Annotated in this window: 16 protein-coding genes, 1 tRNA gene and 1 pseudogene; 8 read left to right on the forward strand and 10 right to left on the reverse strand. The window is 32.1% G+C overall.

Annotated elements, in window-relative coordinates; all coding sequences use genetic code 11:
- Positions 1-22 precede the first annotated feature (22 nt).
- The gene (locus tag D3P13_RS19925; protein WP_232829256.1) at positions 23-1,585 is read right to left on the reverse strand and encodes a hypothetical protein; all 1,563 of its coding nucleotides are present in this window, start codon (positions 1,583-1,585) and stop codon (positions 23-25) included.
- A gap of 32 nt (positions 1,586-1,617) precedes the next feature.
- Positions 1,618-2,637 (reverse strand): glutaminyl-peptide cyclotransferase, encoded by a 1,020-nt coding sequence (locus D3P13_RS19930; RefSeq protein WP_117885050.1) that lies wholly within the window; start codon positions 2,635-2,637, stop codon positions 1,618-1,620.
- A 123-nt stretch (positions 2,638-2,760) separates the two neighbouring features.
- On the opposite strand from D3P13_RS19930, the gene D3P13_RS19935 reads away from it, so the two are divergent.
- Positions 2,761-3,018, forward strand: a complete 258-nt coding sequence (locus tag D3P13_RS19935; protein ID WP_117885052.1) for a type B 50S ribosomal protein L31 — start codon at positions 2,761-2,763, stop codon at positions 3,016-3,018.
- Positions 3,019-3,236: 218 nt separating this feature from the next.
- Here D3P13_RS19935 and D3P13_RS19940 read toward each other — a convergent pair whose 3' ends face one another.
- Together D3P13_RS19940 and D3P13_RS19945 are read right to left on the reverse strand one after the other, a co-directional pair.
- Entirely contained in the window at positions 3,237-5,654 is a 2,418-nt protein-coding gene (locus tag D3P13_RS19940; RefSeq protein WP_117885054.1) for a glycoside hydrolase family 88 protein, read from the reverse strand.
- A gap of 239 nt (positions 5,655-5,893) precedes the next feature.
- Positions 5,894-6,409: a DUF2892 domain-containing protein gene (locus D3P13_RS19945; RefSeq protein WP_117885056.1), complete on the reverse strand. Its 516-nt coding sequence runs from the start codon at positions 6,407-6,409 to the stop codon at positions 5,894-5,896.
- A 212-nt stretch (positions 6,410-6,621) separates the two neighbouring features.
- Here D3P13_RS19945 and D3P13_RS19950 point away from each other — a divergent pair, with 212 nt between their 5' ends.
- The 6 genes from D3P13_RS19950 (at position 6,622) to D3P13_RS19975 (ending at position 13,031) form a co-directional block, all read left to right on the forward strand.
- On the forward strand, positions 6,622-8,850 hold the full coding sequence (locus D3P13_RS19950; protein WP_117885058.1) for a transglycosylase domain-containing protein: 2,229 nt from the start codon (positions 6,622-6,624) through the stop codon (positions 8,848-8,850).
- A gap of 144 nt (positions 8,851-8,994) precedes the next feature.
- Positions 8,995-9,768 carry a hypothetical protein gene (locus D3P13_RS19955; protein ID WP_117885060.1) on the forward strand — a complete coding sequence of 258 codons (774 nt, stop codon included), beginning with the start codon at positions 8,995-8,997 and terminating at the stop codon, positions 9,766-9,768.
- 104 nt (positions 9,769-9,872) lie between these two features.
- Positions 9,873-10,142, forward strand: a complete 270-nt coding sequence (locus D3P13_RS19960) for a hypothetical protein (RefSeq protein ID WP_117885062.1) — start codon at positions 9,873-9,875, stop codon at positions 10,140-10,142.
- A gap of 41 nt (positions 10,143-10,183) precedes the next feature.
- On the forward strand, positions 10,184-11,791 hold the full coding sequence (locus tag D3P13_RS19965; RefSeq protein WP_117885064.1) for an amidase: 1,608 nt from the start codon (positions 10,184-10,186) through the stop codon (positions 11,789-11,791).
- Positions 11,792-11,795: 4 nt separating this feature from the next.
- Positions 11,796-12,155: a cupin domain-containing protein gene (locus D3P13_RS19970; protein ID WP_117885066.1), complete on the forward strand. Its 360-nt coding sequence runs from the start codon at positions 11,796-11,798 to the stop codon at positions 12,153-12,155.
- Between the two features lie 39 nt (positions 12,156-12,194).
- Positions 12,195-13,031 carry a CvfB family protein gene (locus D3P13_RS19975; protein WP_117885068.1) on the forward strand — a complete coding sequence of 279 codons (837 nt, stop codon included), beginning with the start codon at positions 12,195-12,197 and terminating at the stop codon, positions 13,029-13,031.
- Between the two features lie 3 nt (positions 13,032-13,034).
- On the opposite strand, the pseudogene scpA reads toward D3P13_RS19975, so the two are convergent.
- The 6 genes and pseudogenes from scpA to D3P13_RS20005 all read right to left on the reverse strand — a co-directional run bounded on the left by scpA (position 13,035) and on the right by D3P13_RS20005 (position 18,978).
- Positions 13,035-15,077: pseudogene (gene scpA / locus D3P13_RS19980) on the reverse strand (methylmalonyl-CoA mutase).
- Positions 15,078-16,457: a methylmalonyl-CoA mutase subunit beta gene (locus D3P13_RS19985; protein WP_117885070.1), complete on the reverse strand. Its 1,380-nt coding sequence runs from the start codon at positions 16,455-16,457 to the stop codon at positions 15,078-15,080.
- Complete coding sequence (locus D3P13_RS19990) at positions 16,457-16,777, reverse strand: FtsB family cell division protein (protein ID WP_117885072.1); 321 nt, start codon at positions 16,775-16,777, stop codon at positions 16,457-16,459. The genes D3P13_RS19985 and D3P13_RS19990 overlap by 1 nt, the downstream gene beginning before the upstream one ends.
- The gene (gene udk, locus D3P13_RS19995; protein WP_117885074.1) at positions 16,778-17,386 is read right to left on the reverse strand and encodes a uridine kinase; all 609 of its coding nucleotides are present in this window, start codon (positions 17,384-17,386) and stop codon (positions 16,778-16,780) included.
- Between the two features lie 57 nt (positions 17,387-17,443).
- Complete coding sequence (locus tag D3P13_RS20000) at positions 17,444-17,854, reverse strand: c-type cytochrome (RefSeq protein WP_232829257.1); 411 nt, start codon at positions 17,852-17,854, stop codon at positions 17,444-17,446.
- Complete coding sequence (locus D3P13_RS20005) at positions 17,851-18,978, reverse strand: PQQ-dependent sugar dehydrogenase (RefSeq protein ID WP_117885076.1); 1,128 nt, start codon at positions 18,976-18,978, stop codon at positions 17,851-17,853. The genes D3P13_RS20000 and D3P13_RS20005 overlap by 4 nt, the downstream gene beginning before the upstream one ends.
- Before the next feature lie 159 nt (positions 18,979-19,137).
- On the opposite strand from D3P13_RS20005, the gene D3P13_RS20010 reads away from it, so the two are divergent.
- Positions 19,138-19,211, forward strand: a tRNA-Pro gene (locus D3P13_RS20010).

The following is a 19,211-nucleotide window of genomic DNA, read 5'->3' on the forward strand; positions in this document are numbered from 1 at the left end:
ACTGGTGACTTCCGACTTCCAACTAATTCTCTTCCTCTTCAAAAACAATATGTTGATATGCACCGATATCTGGTGAAGTAGTTCTACTCACATTTAAAATATCATTAGGTACTTGAAATGCCGCATTTACATCTGCGTTTCCAATTGCTTCAGACGCTTCACCTATGATTAATTCATTTTCTTGTGTATCCTTAAAATCGAGATTTCCATTACGTATTACATTTTGATATAAAGAAGCATTTGTAAAATCAAATAATGGGTTGTCTAACACTTCTGTATTCGTCGTATTAAATTTTAACATGCTATTTTTAACATTAAAATTGAAGTCCGCTCCTTCAACTTTATTTAAAACAAATTCCACATCCTGATTACCATCAATAATACAATTGGTAAAGTTTGCCGCATTTAAATTACGGGTTTCAATAACTTCTGTATTGCTTTCATCATAATAGCTAAAGAAATTATTCACCAATACACTTGGATATTGTCTAAAACCACTTCGCCAATAATTAGCAAAAGTACAGTGCGTAAAATTATAGGTACCACCTACAGTGCACGCCAATGTAGATTGTCCACTATTACCAATTACGATATTCTCTCCCAAAATATTGGTCTCCCTACCTAAAATTCCATAATTAGACGTATTGTAAATCTGTGTATTTTTAATTGTTAGGGTTGGATTTACATTACCAATAGAATCAGCTAATACACCAATAACATTATTTTTAATTATTGCATAGTTGATACTATTATTTTTACTTCCGGCCCGCAACCAAATAGTTCCCCATTGTCCCGAAGTATCATCAAATTCAGGTTCAAGCCTATCATCTTCAAATAACACTTCATTTTCAAAAGCACCCTTTACATTTAAAGTCGCGTTTTTTCCGACTACGATTCCTGAATTGTCATGAAAATATAAAGTAGCCCCTGCATCAATGGTTAAGGTTGTGTTTTCTGCAACCCCCACATACCCATAAATCAGGTATGGTTTTGTATTTGTGAACGTATTGTTTCCTGACAAAGTTGTCCCTCTAACACCTAACAAATCACCATCTGTGTTTTGCCCAAGAATAATAGTTTCATAAACAAAACTGCCATCTGGTTGTTCTGTTCTATCAGGTTTTATCAAATTAACATCTAATACTAAAGCTTCCAATTTAACATCTTGTTCACTGGTCTCTGACTGAAAAACAACAGAATCTCTATAGAAAAACTCAGTATCCGTAATTTGCTCAAAATCAACCGTTGCTTCAACAAAAACATAAATACTATCATTTGCCAAGATATCTATATTTTCAAATGACTTTCCTGGAACACCATCTACATTTAAGCGATAGAAAGAATTATCGCCCCTTCCCAGTTTAATAGTAGGAATAGTTATGGCTTCATTACTTCTATTATATACTTTAAAAGTTTGTGTACTTGAGCTAATATCATCAAAGACTCTATTTAACAATACCGTATCTACTGAGAATTCTAAATTACCAGAACTTACAATGGTACCAAAATCTTTACGACAAGAAGATATCCCTAAAATAATAAGAGCAATAAGAACTGAATACAATAATCGCATTATTGAGGGCATTTATAAGGTATAACTACTTGCTATGTTATTTATTACTTTTTATTTAATTTTATCTCAAATAAAGTATTCCAATCTTTCCCTGTAACAAAAAGACGGTCGTTTTCTTCGTCATAGGCAATTCCATTTAGTACATTTTCATCACCTTTTTGACCTACTTTCTCCTGTAATCCTGCCAAATCAGCTATACCCTCTAATGCACCTGTATTAGGATTAATCATTACTAAGCTATTGCGTTGCCATACATTGGCATAAATTTTACCATCAATAAATTCTAATTCATTTAATTTTGGTACCGCTCGATCTATGGTATACGCTTCGATGTGAGATTCTTCAGTACCTGTTTCTGGATCTAAAAACCAAATTTTATCGGTTCCATCAGATTTTATTAATTTCTCACCGTTATGAGTTAAACCCCATCCCTGCTTACTTTGATCATATTTAAACTCTTTTTCCTTCTCAAAAGATTCTAAATTAAAAACAAACCCTTTTCCTGATTGCCAAGTTAACATGTACACTTTATCATTGTAAATGGTCATGCCTTCTCCAAAAAAACTCTTATCTAAATCTATTTTTTGTAAAACTTCACCTGTTTTCAGCTCCACCTTTCTTAATGTTGACTCTCCATTTTGTCCGGTACTTTCATATAAAAACCCATTATGATACTCTAATCCCTGTGTAAAAGCATTTTCATCATGTGGATATTCGTTTACAATTTCATACGAATAAATTTCAGGTGATTTTTCTGCAAATAACAGAATAGTATTGGTTAATTTTTTCTGTTCTTCACCATAAAAAACCGTAGCAGAAATGGCATGTGCTCCTAATTTACTTGTGTTTAAGGTAACATCCTTATTTCCAGGCAAACGTTTTCCGTCTAGATAATATCTAACAGAATCAATAGGCTTACTATTTTCTTCAGTTACGGATAGTGTTAGCTTTTCATTGATTTTCATTGATTTTGGCGAACTCAATTTCAGCTTATATGTGTTACCACATGAACCAAAAAATGATGCAATTAATACCAAGGATAAAATTATTTTATGCTTTTTCATATAAAATAGTTCAGATTATGTTTGAATTTTCAAAAATAGTATTAAATTTGCAGTCTCAAAATAGCCAAGTAGATTATTTTACATAAATGGCTAATAAATTATAACATTTAAAAAAATACTAAGATGAAAAAAGGAATTCATCCTGAAAATTATAGAATGGTAGCTTTTAAAGACATGTCTAACGAAGATGTTTTTTTAACAAAATCTACTGCCGATTCAAAGGAGACGTTAGAAGTTGAAGGTGTTGAGTATCCTTTAATTAAATTAGAGATTTCAAGAACTTCTCACCCTTACTATACTGGTAAAGTTAAATTAGTTGATAGTGCTGGTAGAATTGACAAGTTCAAAAACAAATATGATAAATTCAAAAAGAAAAAATAATCTTTTTGATTTTCAACTATTAAAAAACCTCGAAATATTAATTTCGAGGTTTTTTTTCGTGGTACTTTTCAATGGTTTAAAATGGAAGGCACAAAACATATAAGCTACTATTTAAATAGTACTCATTAAATAATTTTACACATCTCTTCGACCAAAATCTCATAAAAAACATTATACCGATACAAAATACAGTATGACATTTTTGAACACCGTTAGACTTATTCCTTAACGAGCTCAATCATTTCTTTCCCAGCCAACAAAAATGCTCCAGTAGCATAAACATGTGACTCATCTTCATGAAATGGATAAGGGTCTCCCGCCACCTGTTGCACAAAACCTAATCTCCCTTCATTATTAACATTGCTACATAAAGCTGCCCATGCTTTTTTAACATTGGGTTTATATTTTTCTGAAATTAAACCATTATTTATGCCCCACGCCAAGGCAAAAGTAAAGAAAGAGCTACCGCTAGATTCACCCATGTCTAAATATTTAGGATCGTGTAAACTTACTCTCCAAAGACCATCTTCACTCTGAATAGATAGTAACTTTAGAGCCATTTCTTTATATTGTTGTTCAAATTTTTGTCGATTGCTATACTCCTGAGGTAAATTTTCGAGAATCCTTGCCAAACCGGCAATTACCCAACCATTTCCTCTCGACCAAAATATTTTTTTATTATTGTCTGAACGCTTTTCAAAATAACGGTCATCACGATAATACAATGAATCTTCTTTTGAATATAAATAGTCAGAGGTTTTCCACCATTGTGTATCCATGTAATTTAAGTACTTCTCGTCTTCAGTCACTTTCCATATTTCAACAAATGATGGTGGTGCCATAAAAAGTGCATCACACCAGGTCCACCATTCTAAATAGTATGGATTATTTTGAAATCGAACATCTGTAGCCTTTTTATAATTTCTAGCCAAATGCATATCCAACACCCATTTAAATTTACCAATCATTTCCGGCTGTTTAAACTTACCATACAGCCATGCCCAATTGTCAATCACCGTTAATCGATCAGCATGAAAAACAGCATCCATCGGCTGCCAATCAGCGGCTTCTCCAATATTTAAAAGTTGATTGATGTAACGATTTTCACCCGTTACTTCACTCAATGCCCGTAAACCAGTATAAAATGCTCCGTAATGCCAATTTAATTCATCAGCATCATAACGAGGATTTGCCAATTGCCAATCAGCGGTTTGTCGCATAATATTAATAATGTTTTCCTTAGTTACTGGATTATCAATTGTTGGCGATTGTAATCCCATTTTTATCGAAGAATGAAAACGCCCTCTGAAGTCAGCATTTCTTAAATAAGCAAAATAAGGATATCTTGTATTCTGCATCCATAATACTTGTAACGGATTGCCTTCTTTTGCATTTCGAACTGCAAAAGGTCTAATGTTATTTTTTGAAGAACCTTTGGTAAGTTGATTTACATTCCATGATTTTCCCCCATTATTGGTCACCCATTTTTCAATTTCAAAAACACTATCTCTATTAACAGATAAGTACAATGTATTAGGATTCTCATGATCAATACTCATACCACCAGAATAATTTGGTTCAGGTTCTTTTTCACCCTCAGCCGTATCTGGAAACCATTTTCCTGAATTAATTAAATCAAAATTATTCCATTTTCCTTTATTATAGGTAGCGTAACAATAAATATGTTTTTCATCATCGGGGAATTTAACGTAAGTAATTACGGCATTACCTTCTTTATCTTGAGCCACATCCCAGTTCCATGCTTTGGCTTTTCCTTTTTTACCACTATAAACCATATCCAGTTCTGTTGGCAACAAAGGATCCCCTCCCAAATCTTTAATTTTAGTACCATCTGCCTTGTAAAAACTTCCTTTTTGATAATACGTATAATATATACTGTTCTCATTTTCCTTACGCGGATGACCATCCGTTAGAACAAAATGAATTTTATCAACACCGTCAGAATAAATTTTGGTATACGGTCGTCTAAAACCGTAAATTCGTTCAGGCATAAAGAATATTTTCCCAATACTCCAGTTTTCACCATTATCATCAGAAAATGAATAGCTAGGTTTACCATCAACACCTCTCCAAAAAAGGAAAATTCGTCCATTTTCAGCAGATAATTTTATAGGATTGGTATAGGTATGATTTAAACTCCCCATGTCCTTTAAAGCAGGGTCATTTAAAAATAATTCTTTAACCTTTCCAAAACTTTCAATACTTTCGGGTTTAGTTGCTTTTATCTGATATAATGGTTGAACCCCCATCATATGTCTATTAAAAAATACAATTAGTTTACCCTCTTCATCAAATAAAATAGACGGGTTGTTGTGATCATCGGGTTCTAAATTATTATAAATTACAGTTGATTTGATTTCTTTTGTATCATGATCATAAAACCCTACATGAATATCACCATAATTGTCAACCCAGCCACTATAGGTTCTCTTGTGTTTACCTTCAAAATATACGGCTCTAGGGTCTGAAAACCAGCACCAAGATCCATTAAAAGTCATGGACTGAAAGGTCTCTGAAGAGGAGTTTTTACTTTTTAATACTTTTTGTTTTACGAATTTTTGTGGGTAAAGGTTGTTGCATACAAATAACGCAACAATTAGCAAGGTAAGTCTCATTGATTCTATTTTGAGACTAAATTAATAATTTATAAGGAGCTAATAAATTAAAAAGGCCTAATTATTATATTTATCTATTTTGTAAATATTTCCAAACGATTATTTAAATATTAATATCACCGCAGGTATGACTCAGGCTCTTATTCTAAAAAAATAGCTAATATAAATAACCTAACTTTTAATCTAGATAATAATGCTTTCTAAGTAGTTGCCCGTTTTGAAGTGAAAAAGATTTAAATTTAAATCTTTTTCATTTGTTGCTTCATCATTTTGATCTGATCATTAAGCACACCGTGCTTATCTAATTTCTTTGCTTCTGCAATTAAACTAGTCGCTTCACGCTTTCTTCTCTTGGTCATAGCCACACCGGCTAACTGCAATTTAGCCATTGCTGCATCATGATCCATTGACAAGCCTAAGCTCAATGCTTTTTTGAAATATTTTTCGGCTTGTGTTAAATTAGTTTGAGAAACTAAAATACCATGTAAAAAGTTAAAATAACCTTCTTGTTTACGTACTAAGGCACCTGAAGGATTCTTGATGAAACCCAACCATTTTTGTGCACCTGGAAAATCTTTTTTACGCAATCTCATAAATGACAACAACAAAAATTCATTCTTAAAATAAAAGAAAATGAAAATCCCTGCTAAAAACAATAAAGCAATACCATTACCTATGTGCTTATCGGCAAACTGAAAACCAGCCCATACTACAATAGCCGCAGCAATTCCTAATTTTATATATTTATGAAACATATTATCGTGTTTTTTATTAACTTGAAAATTGGTTTGCAAAATTACGTATTCTAATTGTAAGATTAAAAGATTGAGACCTGAAAGATTGTCTTGATTTTAAAGGTGGATTTTTTTCTTAAAGTGTTCATAAATTGTTTATAATTGCCATTCTAAACAAGAATATCAACAATAAGTTGTCGTTTAAAAATGCATAAACTCCCTTAGTAATTTATATGTTTAAAAAAATACTAAAATATTTAATAATAAGCCTGACGTTTCTGGCTGTTTTACTTGGTCTCTTTTTAACATCAATATATTATGGTGTCTTTGGGCCTATACACACCATAGAGGAATTAAAAGCTTTTAAAAATCAGACGGCCACCTTAGTTTTATCGGAAGATGATGAGTTATTAGGGAAGTTTTTTTCAGAAAACAGAACAAACATTAAGTATGAACAGTTACCAAAACACTTAATTAATGCCTTAGTTGCTACTGAAGATGCGAGATATTTTGAGCATGACGGTGTTGATTCTCGGAGCTTATTAAGAGTGCTTTTTAAAACTATTCTTTTTCGTGATAAAGGCTCTGGTGGAGGAAGTACTATCAATCAACAATTAGTAAAAAACATGTATGGTCGCAAAAATCATGGTCCGTTAAGCATGTTGGTTAATAAAAGTAAAGAAGCTTTTTTGGCGTATCGACTAGAAAAAATATACTCTAAAGAAGATATTCTAACGCTTTATTTAAATACGGTACCTTTTGGAGAAAATGTATTAGGTATTGAAGCTGCGGCTAGACGTTTTTTTAACAAACCTATTGAAGAAATAAAGATTGAAGAAGCTGCTATACTCGTTGGGATGTTAAAAGCAAATACCTTCTACAACCCTAGAATATACCCTGACAACGCTAAAAGAAGAAGAAACGTAGTATTAACACAATTAGAAAAGTACAATTATATTACGGCAAAAATAAAAGATTCTCTTCAAAAAATTCCATTACAACTAGATTATGCTAATTTAGAATCAGAAGGGCCAGCAAATTACTTTTTAGTTCAGGTAAAAGATGAAGTTAATAAAATTTTAGAAGATTACAATAGTGACAATAACACAGAACTCACTTCGAACAAGGATGGACTTATTATTACCACAACACTTAATTTACAATTACAAAACCAAGCACTAAATGCATTTAAAAGCCATTTAAGTGTAATGCAAACTCGCTTACGAAAACAATACCGTTCAGGAAATAGTTTAAAAACCTTAAATAAGCTAATTACAAAAGAACTAAACCGTTTAAAATTAACGGATATAGCCAATGAAAAACAAAATAGAGAATTGTTTAGTTGGGATGGTGTTTATACGGATTCAATATCTATACATGATAGTATAAGTCAATCCATTACTTTATTACATGCCGGTTTACTAGCCTTAGATCCTCAAACGGGAGCGGTAAAAACATGGGTTGGAGGTATTGACTTTGGCACCCAACCTTACGATCAAATTTTTGCTCAACGTCAAATCGCTTCAACTTTTAAACCAATTTTATATGCCGCAGGCCTAGAACAAGGAATTATGCCCTGCTCGTATTTGGATAATAAATCGTTAATTATTTCTGATTTTGACAATTGGCAACCGAGCAATTATGACAATTCAACGGGTGGCAATTATTCTATGGCAGCCGCTTTAGCCAAATCTATGAATATCCCTACAGTAAATTTATTTTTAAATATCCCATTCGCCAATTTAGAAAAATTATGGAAAGGTTTAGGTTTCTCTTCAGAATTACCTAAAAAACCTTCCGTAGCTTTAGGTACAGCTAATTCAAGTATCTATGAATTGAGTAGAGCCTATAGTGCATTTGCCAATGGTGGTTACCTAGTAGAACCTAAGACTGTTTTAAGTATTAAAACAGCAGATGGAAAAACTATATATGAAAACAAATTATTAAAGCCAACTAAAAAAAATAGAGTTATTAGTAAAAACACCTCCATTTTACTTTCAGCTATGCTACAAAAGGCTATAAATGAAGGAACCGGAACTTCATTAAAAAACAAATATGGTATAAATATTCCCATCGCCGGTAAAACGGGCACCTCACAAGATTATGCGGATGCCTGGTTTGCTGCTTATACGCCAAAATTAGTAATCGTATCTAGAGTCGGTGCTTCATCGCCAAGTATTAGATTTAACTCGGGCACAAACGGATCTGGAAGTAAATTAGCTCTTCCCCTAGTAGGAAAAACATTACAAAATGTAAAAAAGCAATACAGTGCTCCCTTCGCCCCCCTTCCTGAGCAATATGCAGATGCCTTAGACTGTGAAGATTATTTAGAAGACTCAAAATTTAATTTATTCTTTGAAAATCTATTTAACAAGAATAATACTACACTTGAAAAAGAGCAACGTAAAGCGGAACGTAAGGCAAAAAGGGAACAACGAAGGGCTGAACGTAAATCTAATTAATAAACAATCGAATAAAATTTGTAGTATATTTACAAATATTTTAATATTTTTCGGTTTCATAGGTAGGAATTTTAGACTTGTAGTTGTTTTATCAGTGTAGAATTATATACAATTTTAAATTTTTAACCTTAACAAAAGAACACTATGATTAAAAAACTCCCCTTATTTCTAGGCATGTTATGCCTAAGTATCACTAGTTTTTCACAAGAAAACTTAGAAAAAATTTATTGGTATACCTCATTAGACACAGAAGGTTATATTAGTTTTCAAAAATTAGATTCTAATAATCAAAACACTATAAACACGGTAGTAAAAGCCAATTTTGATAATGACGTATTGAATTTCAGTTTAAGTACTTCATGCGAATCTGAAAAAATGGTCATGGCTAAAGAGTTTAAGTTTCACGGTACTATAGATTCTAACATTGAACCAGTAAATTTTACAGGAACAAAAATCAAGACCGATAAAAACGATATTTCTTTTTGGCATTTTAAAGGTGACTATGTTGATGAAATGGATTCAGACCCAGATGTGCAACGATTTACTTTTGCAAAATACAATGCAACTTTAAAAATACCTGCAAGAACAATTCCTACATTTAATTTATGGGCAATTATTCCTAAATTACCTTTTGACAGAAGGGGTACATTTAAATTTAATGCTTTAGATGAAACGAAACTTTATGTTTTAAAAAACCATACTGTTAATTACTTAGGTACTACAACTACTAAGATTAATGGAAAGGATATGAAACTTCATAAATTTGTTCATCAAGGTAAAGGAATGAAAGATGCGTACTATTGGGTAAGTGAGGATAGAGAGCTTATGCAAGTTTTTTTAGATGATAAATACACATTTACTTTAAGTTCAAAAGAAGCTGCATTACAAACTGTGATGCTAAGTAAAAGTGAAGAATAACAAAATTTATAACTAGATTTAAACCGAAGTATTTGATAAATACTTCGGTTTTTTTTATATTTAACTTTAACAAAAATTAAATTCAAGATTTGAAAATAAAGACAATGTATTTCGTAACACTAATTTTTGCATTACTTCTTGTGTTAATTTTATCAAGTAAAACCACTTGGAAAACATGTTCTGTTTGCGGAGTACAAGACTTTGAACGTTCTTTATTTGGCAACAAAGTTGAACTAATTAGCACACGTGAAGTCGATGAATACGGCACATATGCTAAATGGAAAGAAGATCACGGAACAACCTGTAATCATCAATGGGTTATTGTAGATGAATACGCTGACCAAGTAAAAAAACATATAGATAGTTTAAATTAAATTTAATTACCTTAGTACATTACTTTATTATTCCAATAAATATGCTGCTAAAACCCACTTCATACACTTTCTTTTTTAAGATAACATCTATTGTATTTTTCTTATTAGTTATCTCCTGCACTTCTAAAAAAGATCAAAATAAATCAAACAGCTCAACTAATAATTTTGAATTGGAAGAAATTACAATTGCAGAATTACAAGAGGGATATAATAATGAAGATTTCACAATAACAGAAGTAATTCAGAACTATATAAATCAAATAGAGCGTATAGATAAAAATGGACCGAATTTAAATTCTATTATTCAAGTAAATCCAGATGCCTTATCAATTGCTGCAGAACTAGATAAAGAATTAAAAGCTGGAAAATCTAGAGGTGCCATGCATGGAATACCTGTTTTATTAAAAGATAACATAGACACACATGATCATATGTTTACTACAGCAGGTTCAAGAGCTCTTCAGAATTCAAAACCTTTACAAGATAGCTTTGTTGCTAAAAAATTAAGAGAAGCTGGAGCCGTAATTTTAGGAAAAGCAAATTTAAGCGAATGGGCCAACTTTAGAGGCGAAATGTCATCAAGTGGATGGAGCGGTATTGGAGGTCAAACAAAAAACCCTTATGTTTTAGATAGAAATCCATGTGGTTCAAGTGCCGGTTCTGGCGTAGCTGTTTCTGCAAACTTAACAGTGTTAGCAATAGGTACAGAAACAAATGGCTCAATTGTTTGCCCATCGAACAACAATGGTATTGTAGGTATAAAACCAACTGTTGGTTTAATAAGCCGTTCAGGTATTATTCCAATATCTTTTACACAAGACACAGCAGGTCCTATGTCAAGAACGCTTACCGATGCTGTCATATGCTTGGGTGCATTGACTGGTATTGATTCCCTTGATAATAAGACCTTTGCTAGCCATAACAATTTTAAAAGTGATTATACCCAATTTTTAAATGAAGATGGACTAAAAGGTAAAAAAATTGGTATTTACACGGCTCCTTTGGGTAATAATTATAAAGTGGATACCCTTTTTAATGATGCCGTAGCATTTATAAAAAGTCAAGGAGCTGAAGTTGTTGAAATTAATAAAATCTCAGATAATAATGTAGGTGGATTATCTTTTCAAGTCATGTTATTTGAATACAAAGATGGACTTAACAACTACTTTAAGTCATTAGGAAAAGATGGAAAAATAAAAAACTTAGAAGAGTTAATTACATACAACAAAAAAGACTCCATCGAAATGGCATTTTATAATCAGAGATATTTAGAAATGGCTCAAGAAAAAAAAGGCTTAGATAGTGACGCATATAAAGAAACATTATCAAAAATGCTTAGTGGTGCTAGAGAAAACGGTATAGATAAAGTTATGGATGAGCATAATTTAGATGCTATAATTTCACCAACTGGAGGTCCGGCATGGAAAACAGATCACATCAATGGTGATTCTTTTGGTTTAGGAAGTTCTTCACCTGCGGCGAGAGCTGGATACCCAAACATTACTGTACCTATGGGGTTTATAGATGCCTTACCTGTAGGAATTTCCTTTTTTGGTAGAGCTTGGAGCGAACCCATACTTATAGAAATTGCTTTTGCGTATGAACAAGGAACACAACACCGAAAAGCACCTCAATTTTTAGAAAACTAACTCAATGGAAGTTCTTAATTTAAATGATAAATTTTCTCTTTTCCAAGAGCATTGGACACCAAAAATCATCGGTCAATTAAACGGACAAGATGTAAAATTAGCAAAACTAATGGGTGAATTTGTGTGGCACAATCACAAAGAGGAAGACGAATTGTTTTTTATAATAAAAGGAACATTGACAATTGAGTTTAGAGACAAAAAGGTGAAATTAAAAGAAAGTGAAATGCTTATCATTCCAAAGGGTATAGATCATAAACCTGTTGCCCTAAATGAAGTTTGGGTCTTGCTTTTTGAACCTTCTACAATAAAACATACTGGAGAGGTTAAGGATAAATTAACGAAACAAAGGTTTGATACAATTTAATTATAAAAAGAAACAGTACTTTCGCAAAAAATAATAGTAATGATCACTTTAGGACAATACAATACTCTTAACATATTAGAGAAAACAGAAGATGGATTCATTTTAACTGATAATGACAATGAAAAGGTGCTCTGCTCTGAACAAATTACTTCAGGGAATTCTGAAATAGGAACCTCTATTGAAGTATTTGTTTATCATGACAATGATGGAAAAAAAGTAGCCACTTTTAAAAAACCAAAAATACAATTATATCAATTTGCATTGCTTCAAGTAGTGGCTTTAACTAAAGTCGGTGCTTTTTTAAATTGGGGCTTAGACAAAGATCTACTAGTACCTTTTGGTGAGCAAAAAGATGAAATGGCTGAAGGTAAATGGTATGTAGTCTATTTAGATATAGATGAAACTACAAATAGATTATTTGCTAGTAGTTATATTGAAAAACAATTACAAAATATAAATATTACCATAGAAGCAGGAGAAGAGGTTGATTTGTTAGTATATCAACAAACAGATTTAGGCTATGTTGTAATAATAAATAATGAACACAAAGGACTTGTTTATGAAAATGAAGTTTTTACTACCCTTAACATTGGTGATCAATTAAAAGGATATGTAAAAAAAGTAAGAGAAGACAATCATATCGACATCTCAATACAACCTATTGGATATAGAAAATTTAATGATGCTAATAGTAACTTGATTCTAACCGCTCTATCTAAAAACGATGGTTTACTGCCATTAACTGATAAAAGCTCTCCTGAAGAAATTTACAGCTCTCTAGGTATGAGTAAAAAGGCATTTAAAAAAGCAATAGGGTTTCTATATAAGAACAGAGCAATTACATTAGAAGATTCAGGAATTAAATTATTGAAATAAAATCTAACTTTCAATTAATAATTCTAATACATCAATTGCAACTTCAGAAATTTTGGTTTCTGGGCTAAATACTATCATTACCCCGCTATCAATTAAAAGCTGATAATCATTAGGAGGTATAACACCGCCAGCTATAACCATTATATCTTCTCTACCATATTTTTTCAATTCTTCTATAACTTGTGGAATTAAAATTTTATTTCCATCAGCTAAAGACAAAACACCTAATATATGAACATCATTTTCTACTGCTTGTTTTGCAGCCTCTTTTGGAGTTTGAAATAACGGACCAATATCTACATCAAAACCTAAATCTGCAAAACTAGTTGCAACCACTTTCACTTCGAGATAATGATCATCTTGCCCCATTGTTGCCAACATAATTCGCGGACGACGACCTTCTAATTCAGCAAATGTATCAGATAATTCTAATGCCTTTTTAAATTGATTATCATTTGGTGTAGTCTTACTATTCATGTCAATAATTAAATTTTAATTTTATTTATCTGGAGCTATTTCTAATGCTTTAGACATTTCTCCTAGTGTAGCTCTTTGTTCAGCAGCTACTATAGCAAAAGCTAATAAATTTCCCGTTCCTGATTTGGCACAATTACTTAAATTTAAAAGTGCCGCATCTACTAATTGTTGATTCCTATTCGATTTTAAAGTATGTAATCTTTTTATTTGAGCATCATTATCTGCAGCTAATGAAGCTGAAACAACTTTCTCCTTAAATTGATATTTATGTACACCTACTGTAATATCTTTTCCATTATCCATATTCGCTCTTTTTTTTGCGGCCGCTTCTTCTATTCTCATTTTAGGAATCCCTTGTTCAATTGCTTTAGTCAATCCACCAAGTTCTTCAACTTCTTGAATCAATCCCCAAGCTTCTTTGGCAATATTTTCAGTTAATTCCTCTACATGATAAGATCCTGCCCAAGGATCAACTGTTTTTGTTATGTTGGTTTCCTCTTGAATATAAATTTGAGTCGAATTTGCTTTTCTGTGTGATAAATCAGATGGTAATTTCATCCCTGCATCAAATACAGGAGCATGTAAAGATTGTGTACCACCAAAAGCACCAGCCATGGCTTCAATTGTAGTTCTTGCTAAATTATTAAAAGGATCTTGTACAGTTAAGCTATTCCTATTTGTTTGACTATGCGAACGCATAACCAACGACTCTTGATTTTTAGGATGGAATTGTTTTACAATTTTCGCCCACAACATTCTTCCAACTCTAAGTTTAGCAATCTCCTTAAAATGCTCCATACCTATACTCCATGAAAAAGATAATTTCAGAGCTAAAGTATCGATACCTGTACCATTATTTAAACCCATTTTCAGGTATTCTAAACCTTTAGCCAACGTATATGCCAATTCAATTTCAGGTGTAGCACCAGTTTCTTGAAGTTGATAGCCAGCTATTGTACTTAAATTGAATTTCGGCATGTTTTTACTCGTAAATTCAAAAATATCAGTACTAAATTTCATTGAATTTATAGGAAGAGATAGATCTCTACCTTTTGTCATTAACTCTTTAAGAATATCACTTTGGATAGTTCCCCTTAATTCTGATACATTTACCCCTTGCTCTTTAGCAGCTACAATATAAAAGGCCAAAATGGGCAATACGGCTCCATTAACTGACATGAAAACAGATATTTGATCTAAAGGAATCTGATCAAACAGAATTTTCATATCCTCAACAGAATCAATGACAATACCTGCTTTACCACCCTCATCACTTACTCCTTCTTCAGCCTCTGAATCTAAACCATAATTTACTGCCGTGTTAAAAGTCACAAATAGTTCTTTTTGCCCCTTTACTATATTTCTTCTATAAAAAGCATTCGTTTTTTCGACGGTTGAAAAATCAGCATATTCACGAATAGTCCATGGGTTACTTACATACATTGTGGAGTTATTACCACGAAGATAGGGTGCAATACCGGCCACAAAATTTTCATGTTGAAACTCTTGAGTTCTATCTTCAGAACTCATTGTATTCAATTTTATATGTTGGACGTTTTTACGAGACATTTATTCTTGGCTTATCCTTTCCTGTTCAACTTTTTCAGCCAATCTTTTGGTAATAATTGGTCTTATTTCCGTTTTACGTGGTTTTATTTTCACGAATGGATACAATTCTAATTCAGACTTCATTCTTTCATCGACATTAGAATATTTGTTGCTGCCTAACAAAATTATTTCTTCTTTATCAATTTGTTGTTGTTCCTTTGCTGCACTTTGCTCAATTTTACGTTGAATAGTACCAGCCTCAAATTGGCTTAAAAAACCACCACTTTTTTCAATATTTTTAAATAACTGTAACGCCTTTTCAGCAATCTCTTTGGTTAACGATTCTATATAATAAGAACCTTCAGCGACCTGACTCACCTCTTTAAAGTAACTTTCTTCCTGTAAAATTAAAAGCTGATTTCTTGCAATACGTTCACCAAATTCATTTTTTTTATGATATAAACTATCATAAGACACATTAGAAATAACATCTGCTCCACCCAGAATTGCACTCATACATTCCGTTGTAGTACGTAACATATTTACATTAGAATCATACAACGTTTTATTGCGTAAACTTGGTTTTACAAATAGCTCCGCTTTTATATTTACATCATATTCCTCGGTGAGTAATTGCCATAAATACCCAAAAGCTCTCAGTTTGGCAATTTCAAAGAAGTAATTGCCTCCAATAGCAAATTGAAATGAGATCGTGTTAACAATTTGTTTTGTATTACTAGCAATAGTATTTAAGTACTCATTACCATGACCTAGAGCATAAGCCACTTGCTGAATAATGTCTGCACCTGCATTCTGATAAAGTCCAGCATCTACGGAAAGTACACTGACATTTGAGGTAGCTTTTTTGAGAATATTTTCTAAAATAGAATAGTCTTCTTTTTTATTTCTAAACCAATTACCCGTTTTGGCAAGATTTCCAATTAAATCAACATTCAGAAAAATAGATAGGTCTTCGCATTTCTCAATTAGTCGTATTAAAAACGATTCTGATAAAAAATTAAGTTTGAAATAAATTTGAACATTATCTTTTGTATCTCCAGAATTAAGTAATTGGTCAAGTAATTGATTAATATCAAAATCAGCATGAGCTTCAAACTCAATCGAGTTTGCCCCTCGCTTTAAAGCGTCCTTTGCTAAAAAATTTGCCACTTTAACGTCAGAAATAAAAATAGATTGACAAATAGAGTATTTCTTTTTAGAAGTAACTATAGGTAAAAATTTGGTGTCGTCTTTATGGTAAAAAGGCTTTACTTTAATACCTTCATTAGACTCCCATACTAACGTTTCATTATAATCGGCTCCTTTAAGATCAAATTGAATCTTTTGTTTCCATTCTTTGGCAGATACTTGATAAAATTCGTCAAATAAAAAATAGCTCATTATTTTTCTTTTATTGAATCAAAATCAATAATAAAGATGTCTTCATCTTTCCGCTTCATCTTATATTCTTCTCTAGCAAATTTTTCTAATGAGTCAGGATCTTGTAAATTTTTTATTAATTTTTTGTCGTATTCAGATCCATCATCATAAAACTCAATAGTATTTTTTATTTTACTTCGTTCTCGATTCAATTCTCGATGATTCAAATAAGAATTCTCATCAAAAAACAACATCCAAACTAAAAACAACAGTAAAATAAGAATATATCTGTTGCTTAAAAATCGAACCACTTTATTTTTCCGAAACTCTTTAAAGGTCATTTACTGTAGTCTTTCATTAATGATGGTTCTCACAATATCAATAGCTACCGTATTGTATTTATTATTCGGTATTATAATATCAGCATACTCTTTCATCGGCTCAATAAATTGATCGTGCATGGGTTTTAAGGTGCTCTGATAACGTTGCAAAACCTCATCCATATCTCTCGCTCTTTCTGTAATATCTCTTTTTAATCTACGGATAAGTCGCTCATCAGAATCTGCATGTACAAATACTTTAATATCCATCATGTCTCGCAAATCTTTATGAGAGAAAATTAAAATACCTTCTACAATTAACACTTTACTGGCATGCGTTTTTACCGTATCCTTTGTTCTATTGTGCATTGCAAATGAATATACAGGTTGCAAAATAGTTTTACCTTTTTTTAACTGAGCTATATGTTTGACTAATAAATCAAAATCAATTGCTCTGGGATGGTCAAAATTGATTTTCGAACGCTCTGTAATAGATAAATTATCCGTTTCATGATAATACGAATCTTGAGAAATTACAGTAACGTCCTCATTTGCCAATTCGTTAATAATCTGATTTACAACTGTGGTTTTACCACTTCCGGTACCTCCGGCAATTCCTATTACGAGCATGAATTATATAAATGTTAATATTTTTCTTGATGCAAATTTAACCAAATATGCCTGATTCTACTTCTCTATTTTTAAAACTTCTTGTTCCGTAAACTTTATAGCATTAGAGTTACCAAAACTATTGGTTATATAGTTCATTACATCTGCTATTTCTTGATCAGTTAACCCCATAGCCGTCATTGTGCCATTATAGGTTTTTCCATTGACTACGATCTTTCCGGACTGACCAAACTTTACTACTTTTAAGCTTTCTTCTCTATTTTTCATTAAAAAATCTGACAAAGCCAATGGTGGGATCACATTTTCAACACCTTCTCCTTCAACCAAATGACAATTCATACAGAAATCTTCATAAATAATGACACCTCTATCAATACTAACTATTACATCTTCACTATTTGCACTATTCTGCCCAAAAACATTAAAACACAACAAATAAACTACACTAAACATTGCCACTCTGATCATGACTTCGGTACAATTTTAATGATTCCTAAATTTTCAATTCCTACATAAATATAACCATCAGGTGCTTGTACAACATTTCTTACACGCCCTAAACCTTCAAATAATTTTTCTCGCTTTACTACCTTATTATTTTCCAACACTAACCGTTCTAAATATTGGAATTTTAATGAGCCAACAAGTAAATTACCTTTCCATTCAGGGTATTTATCAGAAGAAACGATTGCAAAACCACTAGGTGCTATAGAAGGCACCCAATAAAAAAGAGGCTGCTCCATACCAGGTAAAGCTGTATTTTCAGTTAAAGTAGTCCCGCTATAATTAATTCCATAACTAATTTTTGGCCAACCATAATTTAATCCTTTCTGGATGATATTTATCTCATCTCCTCCTTGCGGACCATGCTCATGGGTCCAAATTTCTCCCGTTTCTGGATGCTTAAACATCCCCTGAGGATTTCTATGACCATAAGAGTAAATAGCCGTTTTGGCATTTGGTTCATTTATAAATGGATTATCATTTGGTACGGTACCATCATCATTTAAGCGATATATTTTCCCACAATCTCTAGTAATATCTTGGGGATTTTCATCACGATTACCTCTATCTCCAACAGAAAAATATAAAAATCCCTCATTATCAAAAGCTAATCGTGAACCAAAATGTTGACCTTTAGTGGTATTCGGTTCCGCTTTATATAATACTTGTTTATCAATTAAGGTATTTCCGTCTAACTTAGCTCTCATAATAGCCGTATTACCACCATCTCCATCACCCTCTTGTGAGGCGTAAGAAAAATAGATCCATCCATTTTCACTGAACTTAGGATGAATAATTACATCTAACAATCCTCCTTGCCCTCTATTATAAATCTCAGGTAAACCAGATATTGTAACCCTTTCATTATTTTTAAAATGAATCAGTTCACCAGATTTTTCCGTTATTAATATACTACCATCAGGTAAAAACGCCATTCCCCAGGGTATACTAAGTTCATCTATAATTAATTCTGTAGTATAATTTGTATCACTTGGTTCTTCAGCTTTAACTTCTGAATCTACTTGTTGTGCACAAGCGGAATAATTTATAGCTATAAGAAGTAGAGAAAATATTTTAAGAAGCTTCATAATGAACAGATTTAATTTACAGGAACTAAAATTACAAATAATTATGTATTGTCACTATTAATAAAAGCTATATATTTGCACCTCCAAATTTTAAGAGTAGATTATAATTTATATTTTTTGCAATAATTTGGAAGCTTATTTTATAAGTGATAGCTATTTCGGGGTGTAGCGTAGCCCGGTTATCGCGCCGCGTTTGGGACGCGGAGGTCGCAGGTTCGAATCCTGCCACCCCG

This window comes from Aureibaculum luteum, assembly GCF_003449015.1.
GTDB lineage: Bacteria > Bacteroidota > Bacteroidia > Flavobacteriales > Flavobacteriaceae > Aureibaculum > Aureibaculum luteum.